Here is a 17,165-nt window from a genome sequence, read left to right on the forward strand (position 1 = left end):
TCTGACAGGTTCCCTCTGGCGGCTGCATAAAACACCGACAGCAATAACCCATCACATAAGCGCATAGATATTCATGGAAAACAATGTGCGGCTCCGCTTTCCAAGCAGACGCCTAATAGCCCTGCTCGCATTGGTCGCCTTCGCAGTCGCAATCGCTCGATCTGCCACTAAGAATCCCACGACAGATGACATGGATATCTCCATCAATCCAGGGGACGACTTCTACCGGTACGCAAATGGAGGCTGGCTCAAAGCGAACACAATACCCGTCGGTCAATCAAGCTACGATACGCGCGCAATGCTGGCGGAGAAAGCAAACGAGCAAGTGCGAGACCTTATTCGAGGCGCAGCCTCCGCTCACGCCGCCAAGGGCACCGTTGTACAAAAAGTCGGCGACTACTACGCCAGCTACCTGGACCAGAGCGGTATCGACGCCAAAGGACTCTCCCCGCTGGCTGACGAGATGGGCAGGATTGCTGCCATCACAGACAAAACATCGCTGTCCGCGTATCTCGGCACCACGTTAAATAGTGAGGTCGAAGGACTCACTGCCAACGCGGATCATGTTTTTGGCATTTGGATCAACCAAGGTTTTGAGGACTCAGACCACAATCTTCCCCACATCTCGCAGGGCGGCCTGGGAATGCCCGATCGTGACGACTACCTCGACTCGTCTCCCAAAATGGGAGAGTTGCGCAATCGGTACAAAGCGCACATTAAGGCGATACTGACGCTCGCAGGAGATGTAGATTCTGAAAACAAGGCCGTGCGGATTCTGTCGTTAGAGACCCGGATTGCACAAGCCTTCGCTCCGGATTCAGACGCAGCTGACATCTTTAAGCAGAACAACCCATGGAAGCGCGCCGACTTTGATGCCAAGGCTGCCGGCCTCGACTGGGGCGCGTACTTCCAATCAGCCGGACTTGCCGAACAGCGCGACTTCATCGTGTGGCAACCATCTGCGGTGATTGGAGTTTCCACACTCGTTCGCGATGAGACTATCAACGTGTGGAAGGACTACCTTCGGTTTCATTTATTGGAGCACTACGCGAGCGTTTTGCCCAAGGCGATAGCCGCTGAGCACTTCGCCTTCTACGGGACGATCCTGTCAGGGGCCCGGCAAATGCCGGACCGAAGCAAGGAGGCCATCGTTGCCACGAATGGTGCTCTCGGTCAGGCTGTCGGTCAGCTCTATACGCAAGAGTATTTTCCGCCGGAAGCTAAGATAAGAGCGCAGAAGATGGCCAACAACTTGGTCACTGCGTATCGCGGGCGCATCTCAAATCTCACTTGGATGTCGCCGCAAACAAAGCAAAAGGCCTTAACTAAATTGGCTGCTCTTCAGGTGATCGTCGGTTACCCCGACCTGTGGATAGATTATTCATCGCTCGATGTTGCGCGTGGTGACGCCTTCGGCAATATGCGACGGGCAGAGGCTCTTAATTGTGCGCGCAACTTGGCCAAGTTGAGACAACCGGTGAATCCGATCGAGTGGCCAATCAATCCGCAGGTTCCCGGTGCAGTCATCATGTTCAGCCCGAATGCGGAGTTCTTCTCGTCCGCGATACTGCAGCCGCCGTATTTCGACAGCGAGGGTGATTCTGCTTCTAACTACGGTTCAGCTGGGTCTGCGATGGCGCATGAGATCACACACAGCTTCGATGAACTGGGAAATATTTACGACGCAAAAGGCCGCCTCGGGGCTTGGTGGACGGCAGAGGATCGCGCCAGGTATGGCGAGCTGGCTGAGAAGCTTGTCGGGCAATTCAACCGGTACTGTCCGTTTCTCGACCTTTGCGTCAATGGGAGACACGTCTCATCTGAAAATGTCGCCGATCTGGCTGGGCTGTTAGTGGCTCATGACGCCTACCTTCTTTCCCTCAAAGGCAAGGATGATGTCATCATTAACGGATTGACAGGCGAACAACGCTTTTTCCTCGCGTTCGCAAAGAGATGGCGCAAACTCCAGACCGAAACTGCGCTGCGTCAGCAGCTCAAAACCGATACCCACTCGCCGGGAGAATATCGTAGCGACACAGTGCGCAACGTCGATGCCTGGTATGACACGTATAAGGTCGCGCCAGGCGATAAACTCTCCCTGCGACCTGACGATCGCGTCAAGATCTGGTAACGCAAATCGAGGGTACGATACTCGGACCAAACCTGCCGCTACGCACCATCTCCATGGCCCACTTTGATGGGGAAGGAAATGTTACCTCGGTTGACTATGTCGTGGTCAACGGAATGCTTCCCGTGGAAAAGTGGAGGCCCGGCAACTGGACTTACAAGATGAATGCGGATTGCACAGGAAAGGGGTCGCTCGCGACAGGCCCGGGTGCTCCCCCCATAAACTTTCACTTCGTGGTGGTCAAACACGGCAAAGAATTCCACGGAGTGGTTGATGGAAGTGCGATAACTCTCAATGGCTACAGAGTCGATTGAATCAGTTTGATAGGCGGGTGCGTTACCCGTCCTTGTTTATCTAATGTTTTGCGGACGGCGCCGTGGAGGTTGTGCTGGGTGCAGCCGTCGCGGGCTTAGCGTCTCCACTGCGCGTCATGTTGAGATTTGTGTGGTGCAAAAAATAACCTTCGCCAAAACCATCCAGCCGGTTGCCATCCGACGAGAGAGTCAAAGCGTAACTCTGCTGGTTCGGGCCGAGGAATCGTTTAAGCGTAACTGCCGTTCCGATGACGCTACCGGTGACCAACGTGTCGGGTTCGGATTTCCCGCTGCTGGTATGCCACGTACCTTGTAGCGTCGATCCTGACTGGCATAGGGCAATCCATCCTTGGAAGCGATCATCAAAGTGGGTGAAGCTCCAGGTGCCCGACAGGTCCTTAGGCTCCTGGGCACGTGCACACCCGGGATCGGTCACGTCGTCCGCGGTATAGACTTTCTTGGCAGTCGCCCCGCGCGTTTCTTTTTGCTGGCGGTTCTGACGTGCAGCGTCACCCAGGGACTGACCGGCGCACAGGGCGCACCCCAGCAGCAACACCAACCCAACGACCGGAACTAGCCGCACAACGCTCACATTTCCCTCAGACAGAAGCTCAGGGTTTGCCTTCCAACGGTACCCCAGTGCCCCGCAGAGCGCAAAATTACGCTGGTAACGTCGGGGGGCTGAGTTCCAGTGAGGAACTTCAGTCAGAATCGTTCAATGGAACGTCTGGTTCGGAAGCCGATTGCGAGCAGGGCGGGAAAATCGTGGACAGACAGAAAGTTTTCCTAGTCTGGGAACAATCTTCAGAGAACGTTCTGTCTGTCCTGTTCACAGCGAGCATCAAAATGCGAAGTAGTCACTACGCCCCTCCGAGCGCCAGCTTGATCCTTCTCACGTTGTTCTCGCGCTGGCTCTGGCTGGGGATCTCTTGCGCGGCCTTCAGGGCTTGCTCGAGGGTTGCGCGGGCTTCGGCAGGGTCGCCTTTTTGTTTCAGCGCGTCGGCTTTGGTTTGCAGTAGCCACGAGCGGCCTAGTGCGCCGGGCTCGCGTGAGAGCCCCCGATCGCATGCAGCGATGCCCGCGTCGTAGTGTTTGGCTGCCTTTTCCATCTGCGCCACCCGCAGCGACGCGTTGTAGTTGTGCGCCATCGTCTGTTCGGAGGTTCGCAGCGCCGGAAGGATGCGTTCAGGATCGCCGTAGATCTGAATGGCCTCGACGCGAGCGATGTCCACGGCAGAGCGCTCCTCGTCGTCCGCAGGCTTGACTGCGTCGAGCTCGCCGAGCCACTTATCTTCCAACATTAAGGCCTGCGCGTTCTCGTTTCGGAAAATAGCGAGATACATGAGCGTGCGGTAAAGCTCGTTACGCTCATCGCGGACCGTCTCGGGAGAGGAAAGGGCTTGCTTCGCCAGAGGCTCTAACTTGCCCACAGCCGCAGTCCGCCACGAGGCGGCTGCGTCACCCTGGGCGTCTTTGCTTTGAACCAGGCACCACATTCCGGCAACCACGGTGCTTGCGAAAGTATTGTCATGCTTCATGACTGACGCTTCGCGGGCGGCAGTCTCCGCGCATTGCTGATTCTGCTGGTTTAGTTGTAGTGCGGTCACGAGCGAATACTGCGCGAATGGACGTCGCGGCCAATCCGGCGGGCCGAGGCGCAGCACTTCCTCATAGGCAGCGACTGCTTCCGGCGACTTGGTGCTAAGAAGTGCGTCGGCCCGTTCCAGCGCGGCGTCCGCAGCCGTCTTCCGGTTTTGCGCGAGACTCACTCCTCGGTCGAGAAATGCTCTGAGCTCCGGCTCCGACATAGCTCCGGGTTGATCGGCCAGGACCTTGCCTTCGGTGTTGATCACATAAAAGGTGGGAGTCCCGCTGGCCTCAAAATGGGAAAAGAATTCCTGGTTTTCCGACTTGTCGAAGTTCATTTCCAGCCAGACAAACTGTCCGGCATACCTGTTGAGGTCGGCATGCGCAAGCATGGTCCTCATCAGGCGGCAGCTCGATCACCACGGCGCCCAGCATTCGACAAAAATCGGCTGCTTGCGTTGCTTTGCCTGCGCCAGGGCTTGCTTGTAGTTGTCCTGGATGAACGGCAGTTCCGCGAGCAGCGGGAAGGTAAAACCGGCAAGGATCAACAGAGACAGCAATCGCCTTTTCATTGCACTGCAGGAATGACGGTTCGATGGGGCGAACGTGAGCAACTCGGAGCATGTCCGCAGGTCTGTTCGGGCCAGTCGGCCTTGAGTAACTGATCACGAGGATGTCTAATGACGTTCCCGGCTTAATTTGAGATTCCGGCGCGGCTCAGCAGGTTCTGGAAGCGCGAGTCGGAGCGGAGGTTATCTATGCGCAGGTCAGCTTTAAGGTGCCAATTCATTTCCAGGGATCTCTCCCGATAAGCTCTTTCTAAGAACTCAAATGCTTTGCCCTTCTCGCCAAGTCCCGCATATATGGTTGCCAGGATGTATGGTGAAATATAGGCACTCTTCGATTTCTGCTCCAAATCACGAAGGATCTTTTTGGCTGCGGCGGGTTTGCCGATCAAGGCGTACGCGTGTGCCAGGGATGCAGTAGCGTCATCATCGCCATTCGACATCTCAACTGCTCTTTGATACTCGTAGACAGCTTCCAGCCTCTTTCCTGTACCTTCGTAGCCGATGGCAAGATTGTAGTGTTGGACCCACTGATTCGGATCCGAAGCCACTCCGCGCCGGCCTGCTTCGAGCAAGCCCGCATAATCCCGCAATTGATAATAGACGGACTCTTCGGTCATGACGGAAGTGGGACTAGGATCGATCTCTTTACTCTTAGCCAGCTCGGCCAGAGCTTCGTCGCGCCGGCCCCTGAAAGCAAGAAAGATTGAGCGATCCTCATGAGCGCAACTGTAACTCGGCGCCAGTGCAATCGCGCGATCGAACTCGCGTTCGGCGGCATCCCAGTTCCACTCATACCGCCAACTTAGCTCGCCGAGGGTGTCGTGTACTTCGCCGATGCTATCGTCCAGTTCCGCTGCCTTTTGTAGTGCTTCCTTCGCGGACCTGGATGCGAGCTCAGGAGAGATTTGTCGAAAAAATCCCAAATAGATATAGGAATCTGCCAGCCCCGAATAGGCCAGTGCGAAGCCAGGATCTTTTCGCGCCGCTTCTTCGAAGTAGCTCTTCGCCATGTTGAGCGGTCCCGCCATGGTGAACTGATTTGACAGGTAATAACGGCCCTTCAAATAAAGTTCGTAAGCCTCTGGGTTCACTGGACGGGCAGAGCGGAGCCGGGCCTGCTGCTGCGGAGTCAACTCTACGCGGACTTGCTGTGCGATCGCCTGCGCAACCTCACTCTGCAGTCTGAAGACATCGCCGAGATCGCGCTCATACGTCTCAGCCCACAGGTGCTGATCGTTGGGAGCATAGAGCAGTTGAGCTGTAATTCGCACTCGCTTTCCGGAGCGCGTGACCGATCCCTCGACGATCCCGTCGACGTTCAATTCGCGTGCAATCTCCGGAAGACCTTTCTTCGTGCCTTTGTAACGCATCACCGAGGTTCGGGAGGTCACCCGCAAGGCACTGATTTTGGCGAGGTCGGTTATCAGCTCATCCGTCATGCCGTCTACAAAGTAATCTTGCGACGAATCGCCGGAGAAATTTTCGAGTGGCAGGACGGCGATAGAGTGTATCGGGGGAACTGCACTTGGCGCATGCCAAATTTTTTGCACCAGCCAGAGGACCGCGCCGGCAATCACGAGGCCGAGCAGCGTTAGAACTAATGGAAGCCGACTCCAGTTGCGCTTCGGCGGAGCAGGTTGGTGAATGGGCTGCTCGGGCAGTGAGGCGGCCAGGGATGGCTGGGGTCCGACTTCCTCCACCTGCGCAATGAACCGGTATCCCCTTCCGGTGATGGTCTGCACAAAGCGCGGCTTCTCGGGATCATCTTTCAGCACCTGGCGAATCTTGCGCATGGCGGCGTTGATGCTGTTGTCAGTATCGAGGTAGACGTCCTTGCCCCAGATGCGCTCGATGATTCGGTCGCGGCTGACCAACTGCCCTCTCTCTTCTATTAAGAGGACGAGCAGTTCCGCGGGAATGCGCTCCAGCTTAAGCATCCGGCCGGCACGCCGCAGCTCGTAGGAACGTAAGTCCAGCTCAAAATCCTCGCCAAATCGGATCGAGCCGGCGATGTTGACTAGCTCAGACGCCATTATCCACGCTCAAGGGGAGGCGGCAATTCTACATCGGCTGCAGTAATTCCAAGCAGCCCAAATAGTTTCAGCAGCTTACGAATTCATGCGGCTTAAGGAAATCTTCAGGTGCCGCCATTGCAGGCCGACGGATGGCTCTAGCAGGATTGGGTTCGCAAATGGCGGGAATCCGCAAAGAATTTGAAAAATCCAGAAGGTGAAAACCATGACATCAGAATTCACGACTCTCATTCGTACATCGACAAAGAATATTCTCCGTTTGGCATTGCTGAGCAGCCTTGTCGCATCTGTGCCGCCGCTAGCCGTAGGCCAGGCCAAACACGACCATGACGCTCCGGCCAAGCTTGTCCAAATCGTGCGCGACGCCACGCGGCAGTTCATTGACGTCAACAATGCTGGCCCCGACTACGGACCTGCGTTTGGCTGCGTGAGCGGCCCGGATCACGGGGCCATGGGCATTCACTACATCAACGGCAAGCTCGTGGGCGATGGCGAGATCGATGCTGCGCACCCGGAGGCGCTGATCTATGAGCCCGTGGGAGACCGGCGACGGCTGGTGGGCGTCGAGTACATCGTAGACGCGGCCACCTGGCTTGCCCATCACAACGGCGCTCCACCAATGCTCGAAGGCCAAGCCTTCCAGTTCGTTAACAGTCCGAACCGCTACGGCATACCGGCATTCTTCGAGTTGCACGTCTGGGCATGGCGGGACAATCCTAATGGTGCCTTCGTGGACTGGAACAATGAGGTGAGTTGCGAAAATCAATAGATCGATCGGGGGCGGGTGGCGCAGCTTTCGCCATTGTCCTAGTCTTGCTTGCGATTTCTAAAAAGTGGCGCCACCCACGCTTCCCAGGTTTCCCATTCACTGTTCATTCACTGATCAGGGGGCTAACAGTGAATGAACAGCGAATTTATCAGTGAAAATAACAGTGAATGTTTTCCACCGCATAAAACCCGCATGAACACTGGGGCAAGCCCGAAGAGGCAGGGAACTTGCAGTGAATCAGCAGGGACTGCAATCGAAACGACCCTCGCAGTGTCATCGCCATCGCGCGACGGGGTCCCCAGCACCCGGCGCTGTTGCGGTTGATGGGGTGCGGGACGGGGTCCCCAGCACCCGGCGCTGTTGCGGTTGATGGGGTGTGAGACGGGGTCCCCGGCAACCGCCGATTCGGGTCCCCACGAAGGCCTGCTTTTTGGCGTTCGTGGGGTGAGGTGTTGTCCGCCGCGGCGGACCGGGCATAGGGCTGATCTCTCCCACACCATCCTCCTCTCTCGTTGGTACCCCGATTGTGAGCGGCGCGTCAAGAGTTGTACCGTCGCTCGCTGTGGAAATCGGTCTTGACTTTGGCTGTTTGGTATTCCTGAATGCTGAGTGCCGCTCGAGCCGAGGTCAGTACCGGCGGCGGATCCGGGGTCCCCAGCACCAGGGCTCCCGGATTGGGCCGCCTCTGCCCAATCTGGGATGGCGGCGAGCGCCGCTGTTGCGGTTGCTGGGGTGGAGGTAGCCGCTGGGTTGAGCCGCTGGTACTAGAGAGCCGCACCCATTCGCTACCGCGAACGGTACTGACTCAGTGCTCAGCTCTACGGAGACTGATGTTCCGCCACAGCCTTCCATCACCGAGGGTATACGTCCCTTCGATCGTGTCGCCTTTCACTTCAAGATGGAGGGAACTGCCATTGGGCAGAGAGCAAGGGATCAAGTGATTTTTGACGATGTAGGATGCCGTGGTCGATGATGTATTTCTGGATCATGGGCGACAGTTCCTCCCACCTTATGACGCCCTTACGCCAGTCTTTCAGAACCTCTTCGCGGTAGTAGACGGGTGGCACACCCTTTCTCCTCGGTTCTGTTTTGCTTTATTCCTTTTTTGGGGATTCCAAAATGCGGGTGCGTCACCCGGCCGGACGAAGGTCACTTGCAAGTGAAGGAAGCCGAACCACTAACTGTCTTTCCATTGTTGTGTCCAGCATCCAGCGTTGCTGTTACCGTGATTGGTGTCGGGCTTGTTCCCGTGCAGGTTGCTCCTCCAAAATTCTGATCTTGAGCATTGCTGATTTTGGCATTGACTGAGTCCGAAAGCGACCAAGTGACGTTCAGTAGATTGGACTGAGTGCTAAAGCAACCAGACTGCAACCCAGTTCCAAAAGCCAAGAACTGTTGAGCGTTGGCTGGAGGAGCAGCCGTGTGATCAGCACTGGCACTTTGCGGTGAGATATTCAATGCTGTGAAAGAGCAGTCTTGGGAGCTTTTCGCCCCGCACCCTGAGAGAAGCGCAATGAGGAGCAGCGAGCCCAACAGAAGGCAGTTCGGAGTGATTCTCATGGAAACAAATTCTAGCGCAGCAGTTCAATCTGGGAAATCCGTTCGCCGCAAGACTCTGGGACGAAAAGCTGCCTAACTAGCCCGTAGAATCCGAAGAGGAACATTGAAGAAGCGAGGTTCCCGAATCCTCATCACTCGCGTCAACACGGACCAAAAGGGGACCGAAAGGGGGACAGCCTGAGAGCCTGTCGGAGATAGATTTTCTTCAACGAAGAATCAACAACTACGCACGTCATTCGATGTCTGTAAGTCATTCATTCCTGGTTCGGGAATTGTTCTCTCCGACAGGTTCTCAGGCTGTCCCCTTTTGCTCCTAACGCGAGTTGCTCGGACGAAGAAACGCAACAAATCTGTCATTCTGAGGCCCGATGTTGGCCGAAGAATCTCCCGCGATGCATCAGACTTGATTGCCGCCAGTAGGGCACTTTCACAAGGAACCCTTTGTCTGTCGCCTGAGGCCTGAAATTCAACCCCACAAAACGGGGCTGGCCGAAGTGCCAGTAAGCAGCAATTCAGTTCCGAGACATCGCGGGAGATTCTTCGGCAAAAGAGGCCTCAGAATGACAGTCTTAGAAAAAGGGGGGCGGCCTCAGGAACCCTTGGCAGCCAGCATTAGCGAGGAAAAGCAATCACCTGATAAGCCTTGGTGACATTCGCCGCGACGCCGCCGGAGAAGGTCGGGCCGAATCTGTCGGCGTATTTCTTAACCAGCGCGTCCGAGACGGTCTTTTTGGCGTCATCGAGGGAAGCACCTTGGGCATATGCCGACGCGGTGCGGTCCATCAGTTCCTGAAAATACTCCTTCCACAACTCGAACTTTTGCGCGCCGTGCATCACGTCGCCGTGCCCGGCGATAATGGAATCGGCGCCGAGTTTTTCCGCGGCGTCCAGCGTCTTGATCCAGTCATACGGATAACTGTCGCCCATAAAGGGAGTCCAGCCGTGCAGCGCATCGCCGGTACACAGCACCTTCTCCTTGGGAAGGAAGACGAAAACGTCACCGTCGGTATGCGCTCGGCCGAGCCACAGAATCTCTACCGTGCGCGATTTGCGGTGCAGAATCAGGCTGTGGTCAAAGGTCATGGTCGGCAGAGTCACTTGCATGAGCTTAAGCTCGCCGAAGTACGCTTCAGCCTGGCGAAGATTTTCTTGAATTGTGTTTTTCTGTTCGGCGCTGGACGCCTTTTCTAAATTGCTTTTGAGGGCAGCAATTTCCTGAGGCAGCGTCAAAATCTCATTCTTGATGCGGGGTATGCCGATGCGCTCAATGTTTGCGCGCGTGGCTTCAGACGAGATGATCTCGACACCGGCGGGCCAGGAACTGGGATAGGCCTCATTGCCCTGGTAGTGGTCCCAATGAAAGTGCGTGTTCACTACGAATTTCACTGGCTTGGGCGTGAGCTTCTTAATTTGCTCGATCAGAGCGCGGGCCGCCGAGGGTTTGGAGTGCGTGTCCACCACCAGCACGCCGTCGTCGAGCAGGATAATGGCGGCATTGCAGTTCACTTTGTGGGCGCGTTTGGAGATGGCCGCGTACACGCCATCAGCCACCGGCTTGATGTCGAACAGGTCGTCCGCAGCAAACGCCGGCACCACGAAAAGCAGGAAAAAGAACAGAGCAAAGCGCGGCTTCATGAGCTCGTTCCTCCCAGGTTGAAGTTGCAGACGCGCGAGCGAGAGTACTACAAGGTTGCCACAGAGCAAAGCATGGCGTTAACGGGCCAAAATGCAAAGAAGAGGATCGAGAGCAGAGACGTGATGAGGCAAAAAGCGACAGGACGTGATCGGCGATCAGGTGGGCATCCCCTTATATTTGTTTTATTAGAATCCTTTTCACCACGGAGACACAGAGAACACCGAGAAAGGCATAAAGCTAACCACCGGTTCGGCTGCGCTCAGGGCAGGCTCCGGACACGAAGGATCACAAAGGACTTCTAGCAGTCGAAGTTGCTTTCCCTCGTGTCCCTTCGTGTCCTTCGTGGTTTCATCGGGGTTTGGGTTTAAAGTGCAAGCCGCTCCGTAAGAGCTAGCTGGATTTGTTCATCAGGTGCGCGAGACCTTCGAGAACTTTGCGATCCTGCTCGGCTCAGCTGACAGTTTCCTTCCGACCCGACAGAGAGTATGAAGAACTCATGAATGCGGCGCGCCGGCGGCATGAGGGCTTTGCAAGGTCGTTTTTCTAGCGCTCACAAATTCCTGAATGTAGACACCATTTAGGGACGGCCATGCGGCGCGTATCCCCGCGCACCTGCATCGCAGTTACATCCCATAACGGGAATTACACTTACATCCCGCAGAAGTATGTCGTCTCCTCATTGTTTACAGCCCGGTGACGAACTGATTGCAATCAATTCGGTTTATTCATCCAGAGTAGCTCTTGTGTGGATCTTTAGAAGGCATTTGGAAAACTGCTGGCCCTTCTTAAGGACTGCACGCGGCCGGTTGCTTAGATTAGCCGCATGAACGACGCGGAGCTCGACAAGCACTCGTCGAAATCGAAATCTCAAATTCATACAAGGAGACCGAGGTGAACATGAAAGGTATTGGAGCACTCTGCATGAATAATGGAGTGACAAAGAAACTTGCTCGTGGGTTGTTCGCGGCGCTCGCCGTAGTAACACTCTCTGGCGCTGCTATTGCTCAAGACAAAGTGGACGAAATCAGCTTCGATTTAGTCCCAAACCCGGCGGTGATCAACTGCCTTCGGGCCAATGATTCCGAGACGCCGAAAGCACACGCTACCGTGGTTCGCGGCAAGCTGAACGATACTCTGGTCCTTGATCTGGATGGTATCAAGCCAGGTCTGGGATTCGATCTTTTCACGGTTCAGCGCAGCCCATTCCTCGCCGACGGCAGTCCTGACCCCAAATTCAAGGACATTTTCAAGGGTAGTTTCGGACTCGCCTGGTATCAGTCGGATATCCAAATTGGCAAGAACACCGACGACGGTCACGTTCGCATCAAGACGATTCTTCTGGATCAGATCTTCGGATTCGATCCGGACGTCGCTCTTCCTCCGACCAATACGTTCCACGTCGGATTCTGGTTCAACAACCCCCAGGATATTACTGGATGCGGTGACCCAACGAAAACCACTCCGTTCAACGGCGAACATAATGCGGGACCATTCGCAATGATTAGTCTTCCGACCAAGAGCGGTCTGGGACCACTCTGCACCGATCCCAACGACGACACACACGCGACAGCCTGCAACCCGTAACCTGCTATATGACCTGGCCGAGGGACGGACGAGCGAACCTGCTCGTCCGTTTCAATTTCTAACGCCCCCTTCACCCCGCACGACTCTTCATCTTGCGTCATTTCGATACTCGAACCCGGCTCCTGTAAAGAGTGACAGTTGTAGCGCAGTCGTCCTGACGCTTACATAAGGTTGCGCTTACTTGCAAGTCTGTCCCGGTAGCTCTTCCACGCTTGCATCAACTCGATCCTGGCGCACCTGTGTCGGGTTAACCCGGCTAAAGGACATCTATGCACCCGGTACAACAAATTCCGATTAATTACGCCGAAACGAGCGAACAGAAACGCCTGAATCAAGCCCGCGAAGCCGAAGTTCCTTGGAAGAAGTGGGGACCTTATTTAAGTGAGCGGCAGTGGGGGACCGTCCGTGAAGACTACAGTCAGGATGGAAACGCGTGGAACTATTTCAGTCACGATCAGTCACGCTCCCGCGCCTATCGCTGGGGAGAAGATGGCATCGCCGGGATCTCCGATGACGAGCAACAATTGTGTTTTGCTGTTGCCCTGTGGAATGGACGCGATCCCATTTTGAAAGAGCGCCTGTTTGGATTGACGAACGGCGAAGGGAATCACGGCGAAGATGTGAAGGAATATTACTTCTACGTGGACAGCACACCGACCCATTCCTACATGAAGTATCTGTACAAGTATCCTCAGCGGGAATTTCCTTATCGTGACCTGGTAGAGGCGAATCGTCGCCGCTCTCGAGAAGAGTTGGAGTACGAGCTGCTCGATACAGGGATCTTTGATGACGATCGATATTTTGACGTGTTCGTCGAGTACGCGAAGGAGAGCCCTGAGGACTTGGCGATCCGCATTTCGGTTCACAACCGTGGACCGGAGGCCGCAGACATTTATGTACTTCCTACACTTTGGTTTCGCAACACGTGGTCCTGGGAAGACGGCACGACCAAGCCCACGCTGCGTCAATTGAATGGCGCAAGAATTGTGGCATCACACGGGGAACTGGGTGATCGAACCTTGCACTGTGATGGCCACCCCGAATTGCTATTTACCGAAAATGAATCCAACGCTAGCCGCCTATGGGGACAGCCCAATCGATCGCCTTACGTGAAAGATGCTTTTCATGAGTACCTGATCTCAGGCAAGACCGCAGCAGTGAATCCAGGGAAGCTGGGTACCAAGGCTGCCGCCGTTTATCGTCTGCAGGTGCCCGCAGGCGAGAGCAAGGTCGTCCGGCTGATGCTGAGTACCAAATCGGGCCTCGATGCGTTTGCCAAGTTTGACCAGATCTTCGCAACGCGTCTCGCTGAGGCAAATGAATTTTACGATCGCATCACGCCCCCTTCCTTGAGTGAGGACGAACGCCGCGTGCATCGTCAGGCATTAGCTGGGATGTTGTGGAGCAAGCAGTTCTACTACTTCGATCTAGACCGTTGGTTGGATGAGCACGATTCTCACCCTCTGATGAGTGGGAGGGGTCGGAAGGTCCGGAATACCGAGTGGTTCCACATGCTGAACAAGGACATTATCTCAATGCCCGACAAATGGGAGTATCCATGGTATGCGGCATGGGACCTGGCCTTTCACACGATTGCGCTCTCATTAGTAGACTTCGATTTCGCCAAGGACCAGCTGCTACTGATGCTGCGGAATCTGTATTCGCATCCCAACGGACAGATTCCAGCTTACGAGTGGAATTTCAGCGATGTGAATCCGCCGGTACACGCCTGGGCGACTCTCTTTCTTTTTAACATTGAAAAGGGACTGGGCCGGGCAGATCTGCGGTTCCTCGAGCAGTCATTCCAGGGACTGATGCTGAATTTCAACTGGTGGGTCAATCGTAAGGATCCTGAAGGCAAGAATGTTTTTGCCGGCGGTTTTCTCGGACTCGATAACATCGGCGTCTTCGATCGGAGCGCTCCGCTGCCCACGGGTGGGTTCCTGGACCAGGCTGATGGCACTGCCTGGATGGCGTTCTATTGCCAGTGCATGCTGGAGATCGCTCTCATTCTGACCGAATATGACGACGTATATCAGGACATCGCATTCCGGTTCCTGGAACATTTCCTCTGGATCTCATATGCCATGGATCGCATTGGAGAGAACCAGGATGACATGTGGGATGAGAGGGATGGGTTCTTCTACGACTTGCTGCATTTCCCGAATGGGGAGACGATGCGGCTGAAAGTTCGCTCGATGGTGGGTTTGCTGCCATTGTGCGCGTCCACCGTCCTGGAACCAACCGGCATTGTGGCGCGAAGTCCTCGGTTGAAGGCGCTGATCGAAACATTCAAGAAGCGGCATCCAGATTTACTGAAGCAGATTGCCCCCGGCGATGCGACGTTCACCGGATATGCGGGACGCTCGTTGTTGTCCACGTGTAACAAAAAGAAGCTCGAGCAGATTTTGGCGTACCTGCTCGACGAAAATGAGTTCTTAGGTCCTTACGGAGTCCGATCACTTTCGAGATATCACCTGGAGCATCCGTTCGTGTTCAATCTCAGCGGACAGGAATACAAAGTGCAATATCTCCCCGCAGAGTCGAACACGGGAATGTTCGGCGGCAATTCCAACTGGCGCGGTCCGGTCTGGATGCCGGTGAATGGGCTCTTGATACGAGCGCTCGCGAACCTGTACCAGTTTTATGGCGATGACTTCAAGGTCGAATGTCCTACCGGCTCGGGAAAAAAGATGACGTTGTATGAGGTGGCGAAGGAGCTTGGCCGCAGGCTGAACAGCATCTTCCTCCGCGACGCCAGCGGCAAGCGTCCAGTGTATGGAGGAACCAGGAAGTTCCAGGAAGACCCGCATTGGAAGGACTACATCCTGTTCTACGAATACTTTCACGGAGACAACGGTGCAGGACTGGGAGCCAGCCATCAGACTGGATGGACTGGAATCATCGCTCGCAACATTGATTTGTTCGCCCGCGGGAGCGCCGCCGATTGGCTGAACGTCGCCAAGAGTGATCTCGCGGCGCGCATGACGCGCGACCAGGTTGCGGGAGTTCGAAAGGCTGCCGGATAGACTCTTGAGCTTCTGTTGCAGGTGTTTGTCTGGTTGGGAACAAGGCTCAGCTTCGAGAACCGTGACTTACGACCAAGGCTGTTTCGAAAGCTGCGGCAAAGCGCCGTGATAGCGGCTCGGCAGCGAGTGTTGCCCTTCAGGATTGTGCCGATTTTATCGGAATGTCAGCTTCGATCATGGTGCCGCGCATCGGTTCTGAGCAGAGCGTGAATGTTCCGCCTACCAAAGTAACGCGCTCTCGCATGCTTGCAAGTCCCAAGGCCACAGAACGCTCACGCTCTGGGGGAATTCCAATTCCGTCGTCCGCGATATGCAGGGAGATCCGTTCACCTCTCCCGCGTAGTTGAACTTGAACTGTGTGAGCATGGCTGTGCCGGGCAACGTTATGCAGCGCTTCCTGCGCTACCCGGTAGAGACAAAGCGAGATTTGCGGATTCAGGTTTGCCGTGACGTTCTCCTCGGCGAACGAGACTTCAATCGAAGTTTCCTGAGTAACGGTCTCGCAGAGATTTCGAAGCGCGGAGACAAGGCCCAGAAATTCAAGGTGAGTTGAGTGCAGATCGTGAGAAAGTGAACGTGTGGCGGCGGAGGTGTCGGCAGCCTGGCGATACAGCTTGTCGATAATTGGCTTCAATTCCTCGCTTGATTGAACCCTGAGTTGGTCGAGTTCCAGTTCGAGCAGGGTGAGCTGCTGTCCGATATCGTCGTGTAGTTCTCGCGCGATGCGGCGTCGCTCCTGCTCTTGTGCGTCGATGAGTTTGCCTCTGCTTTGACGCAATGTCTCTTCTACAGCGTTCCGCTCGGCGAGCACGGCTGCCAGTAGCATCATCGGCAGAGCAATCGTGCACAGAAATATTTGTATGCCGAGGATGCTCTCCGCCATAGGCGCGAAGATAAATGGATCTCGGCCATGCGTAGCGTGCCAGATTGAAATGGTTGAAATTGCAAGAAGCGACGGATAGAGTCCAGCCACTCCGAAGCGCACAACGATCCAGAGCACTAGCGGCAGCGGGCTGAACATGAGCGCAGGAATGGTTGGGTGCGCAATGCCAAAAACGGCATTGCTCACGGAAATGATTCCTGCGCCCAACAGAACCGCTTCGATTATCCGCGCTGGAGTAAGATGCCGCAGCCATCGACGTCCATTCAGGGTCCAGACAATGATCGTCGGCGCCACCGTTATATCAGCCAGCATGTTCGAGAACAGGCGCGATGTCCAAAGCTTCCAATACCCATTTCCGAACCCAGTGCTTACAACTACGGCAGCATCAACGAACGACGATGCCAATGGGGCAAAGAAGATCGCGAACCCCAGGAACACGAGCACGCCAGACACGTCCTCAAACAGCTCTTCTGGTTTCTTAAAATGCCGGATGCATGCGGCGCCGACCAGGCCCTCAGCGCTGTTGCTGATGAACAATCCGCAGACTGTGAGCAGAGGTCTGCCCGCCGGCAGCTGAGCCAAAAGGTGAGCAGGAAATACTGCCAGCAAGATGATCCACCACATTCGTACAGGAGCCAGCAGAAATGCAGCGAGCAAAATCGCGTTCGGTGGCCAGAACGTGGAGATCGGCGTGTCGTGCAGCTTCAGTACGAAGCCGATTCGCGTGCCAATAAAGTAGCCAGCCGCGACCAGAAGAGAGAACAGGACTTGGCGCGGGTAGCCTGTTAACAGGGAAGCAATGACTGAGTGGTTATCCCGGACAAGTCTGGGACCTCCCACCCGCGGTAGGCTCAAAGTCAACGTACGGCCGATCATGCAGCTACCTCAGGGGAAGGAGAGCAGAGAGAACGTGCATGCAAGACCAAAATCGGCCAAGCACGAATTTTGAGGCATCTTAGTGCAGTTTCCTGATTCCGGCAATGGATTTTCTTCCAGAAACCGAAGGTGTACTATTAGCGATTTCTGGGTAACGAGGCCCATGTTCCAGCGTCCACTCTTCCGGCAATGCGTCA

General features: G+C 55.4%; 12 protein-coding genes. 5 read left to right on the forward strand and 7 right to left on the reverse strand.

Going from position 1 to position 17,165, the window contains the following annotated elements:
• Nucleotides 1–85 precede the first annotated feature (85 nt).
• Entirely contained in the window at nt 86–2,131 is a 2,046-nt protein-coding gene (locus VNX88_11245) for a M13 family metallopeptidase (protein HWY69234.1), read from the forward strand.
• Nucleotides 2,132–2,184: 53 nt separating this feature from the next.
• Nucleotides 2,185–2,442 carry a hypothetical protein gene (locus VNX88_11250; GenBank protein HWY69235.1) on the forward strand — a complete coding sequence of 86 codons (258 nt, stop codon included), beginning with the start codon at nt 2,185–2,187 and terminating at the stop codon, nt 2,440–2,442.
• Nucleotides 2,443–2,482: 40 nt separating this feature from the next.
• Here VNX88_11250 and VNX88_11255 read toward each other — a convergent pair whose 3' ends face one another.
• The 4 genes from VNX88_11255 to VNX88_11270 all read right to left on the reverse strand — a co-directional run bounded on the left by VNX88_11255 (nt 2,483) and on the right by VNX88_11270 (nt 6,631).
• Nucleotides 2,483–3,034: a hypothetical protein gene (locus VNX88_11255; GenBank protein ID HWY69236.1), complete on the reverse strand. Its 552-nt coding sequence runs from the start codon at nt 3,032–3,034 to the stop codon at nt 2,483–2,485.
• Nucleotides 3,035–3,302: 268 nt separating this feature from the next.
• Nucleotides 3,303–4,430: a hypothetical protein gene (locus VNX88_11260; GenBank protein HWY69237.1), complete on the reverse strand. Its 1,128-nt coding sequence runs from the start codon at nt 4,428–4,430 to the stop codon at nt 3,303–3,305.
• A 15-nt stretch (nt 4,431–4,445) separates the two neighbouring features.
• Nucleotides 4,446–4,601 (reverse strand): hypothetical protein, encoded by a 156-nt coding sequence (locus VNX88_11265; GenBank protein ID HWY69238.1) that lies wholly within the window; start codon nt 4,599–4,601, stop codon nt 4,446–4,448.
• Nucleotides 4,602–4,723: 122 nt separating this feature from the next.
• Nucleotides 4,724–6,631 carry a winged helix-turn-helix domain-containing protein gene (locus VNX88_11270; GenBank protein ID HWY69239.1) on the reverse strand — a complete coding sequence of 636 codons (1,908 nt, stop codon included), beginning with the start codon at nt 6,629–6,631 and terminating at the stop codon, nt 4,724–4,726.
• A 205-nt stretch (nt 6,632–6,836) separates the two neighbouring features.
• On the opposite strand from VNX88_11270, the gene VNX88_11275 reads away from it, so the two are divergent.
• Nucleotides 6,837–7,400 (forward strand): hypothetical protein, encoded by a 564-nt coding sequence (locus VNX88_11275; GenBank protein HWY69240.1) that lies wholly within the window; start codon nt 6,837–6,839, stop codon nt 7,398–7,400.
• An 893-nt stretch (nt 7,401–8,293) separates the two neighbouring features.
• On the opposite strand, the gene VNX88_11280 is transcribed toward VNX88_11275, so the two are convergent.
• Both VNX88_11280 and VNX88_11285 read right to left on the reverse strand, forming a co-directional pair.
• Entirely contained in the window at nt 8,294–8,467 is a 174-nt protein-coding gene (locus tag VNX88_11280) for a hypothetical protein (GenBank protein HWY69241.1), read from the reverse strand.
• Nucleotides 8,468–9,572: 1,105 nt separating this feature from the next.
• Nucleotides 9,573–10,595 (reverse strand): MBL fold metallo-hydrolase, encoded by a 1,023-nt coding sequence (locus VNX88_11285; GenBank protein HWY69242.1) that lies wholly within the window; start codon nt 10,593–10,595, stop codon nt 9,573–9,575.
• 898 nt (nt 10,596–11,493) lie between these two features.
• On the opposite strand from VNX88_11285, the gene VNX88_11290 reads away from it, so the two are divergent.
• Both VNX88_11290 and VNX88_11295 read left to right on the forward strand, forming a co-directional pair.
• A complete protein-coding gene (locus tag VNX88_11290) occupies nt 11,494–12,180 on the forward strand; it encodes a hypothetical protein (protein HWY69243.1) in 687 nt (228 codons plus the stop codon).
• 269 nt (nt 12,181–12,449) lie between these two features.
• Nucleotides 12,450–15,209 carry a hypothetical protein gene (locus VNX88_11295; protein HWY69244.1) on the forward strand — a complete coding sequence of 920 codons (2,760 nt, stop codon included), beginning with the start codon at nt 12,450–12,452 and terminating at the stop codon, nt 15,207–15,209.
• Between the two features lie 136 nt (nt 15,210–15,345).
• Here the strand turns inward: VNX88_11295 and VNX88_11300 are convergent, their stop codons facing one another.
• Entirely contained in the window at nt 15,346–16,968 is a 1,623-nt protein-coding gene (locus tag VNX88_11300; GenBank protein ID HWY69245.1) for an MASE1 domain-containing protein, read from the reverse strand.
• Nucleotides 16,969–17,165 lie beyond the last annotated feature (197 nt).

This window comes from Terriglobales bacterium (genome assembly GCA_035567895.1).
Classification (GTDB): Bacteria; Acidobacteriota; Terriglobia; order Terriglobales; family Acidobacteriaceae; genus Gp1-AA112.

Bases quoted from the DNA above. Each gene is read 5' to 3' on its own strand.
- VNX88_11250 (HWY69235.1), top strand. From the start codon at position 2,185: ATGGCCCACTTTGATGGGGAAGGAAATGTTACCTCGGTTGACTATGTC.
- VNX88_11260 (HWY69237.1), bottom strand. From the start codon at position 4,430: ATGAGGACCATGCTTGCGCATGCCGACCTCAACAGGTATGCCGGACAG.
- VNX88_11265 (HWY69238.1), bottom strand. From the start codon at position 4,601: ATGAAAAGGCGATTGCTGTCTCTGTTGATCCTTGCCGGTTTTACCTTC.
- VNX88_11270 (HWY69239.1), bottom strand. From the start codon at position 6,631: ATGGCGTCTGAGCTAGTCAACATCGCCGGCTCGATCCGATTTGGCGAG.
- VNX88_11275 (HWY69240.1), top strand. From the start codon at position 6,837: ATGACATCAGAATTCACGACTCTCATTCGTACATCGACAAAGAATATT.
- VNX88_11285 (HWY69242.1), bottom strand. From the start codon at position 10,595: ATGAAGCCGCGCTTTGCTCTGTTCTTTTTCCTGCTTTTCGTGGTGCCG.
- VNX88_11290 (HWY69243.1), top strand. From the start codon at position 11,494: ATGAAAGGTATTGGAGCACTCTGCATGAATAATGGAGTGACAAAGAAA.
- VNX88_11295 (HWY69244.1), top strand. From the start codon at position 12,450: ATGCACCCGGTACAACAAATTCCGATTAATTACGCCGAAACGAGCGAA.
- VNX88_11300 (HWY69245.1), bottom strand. From the start codon at position 16,968: ATGATCGGCCGTACGTTGACTTTGAGCCTACCGCGGGTGGGAGGTCCC.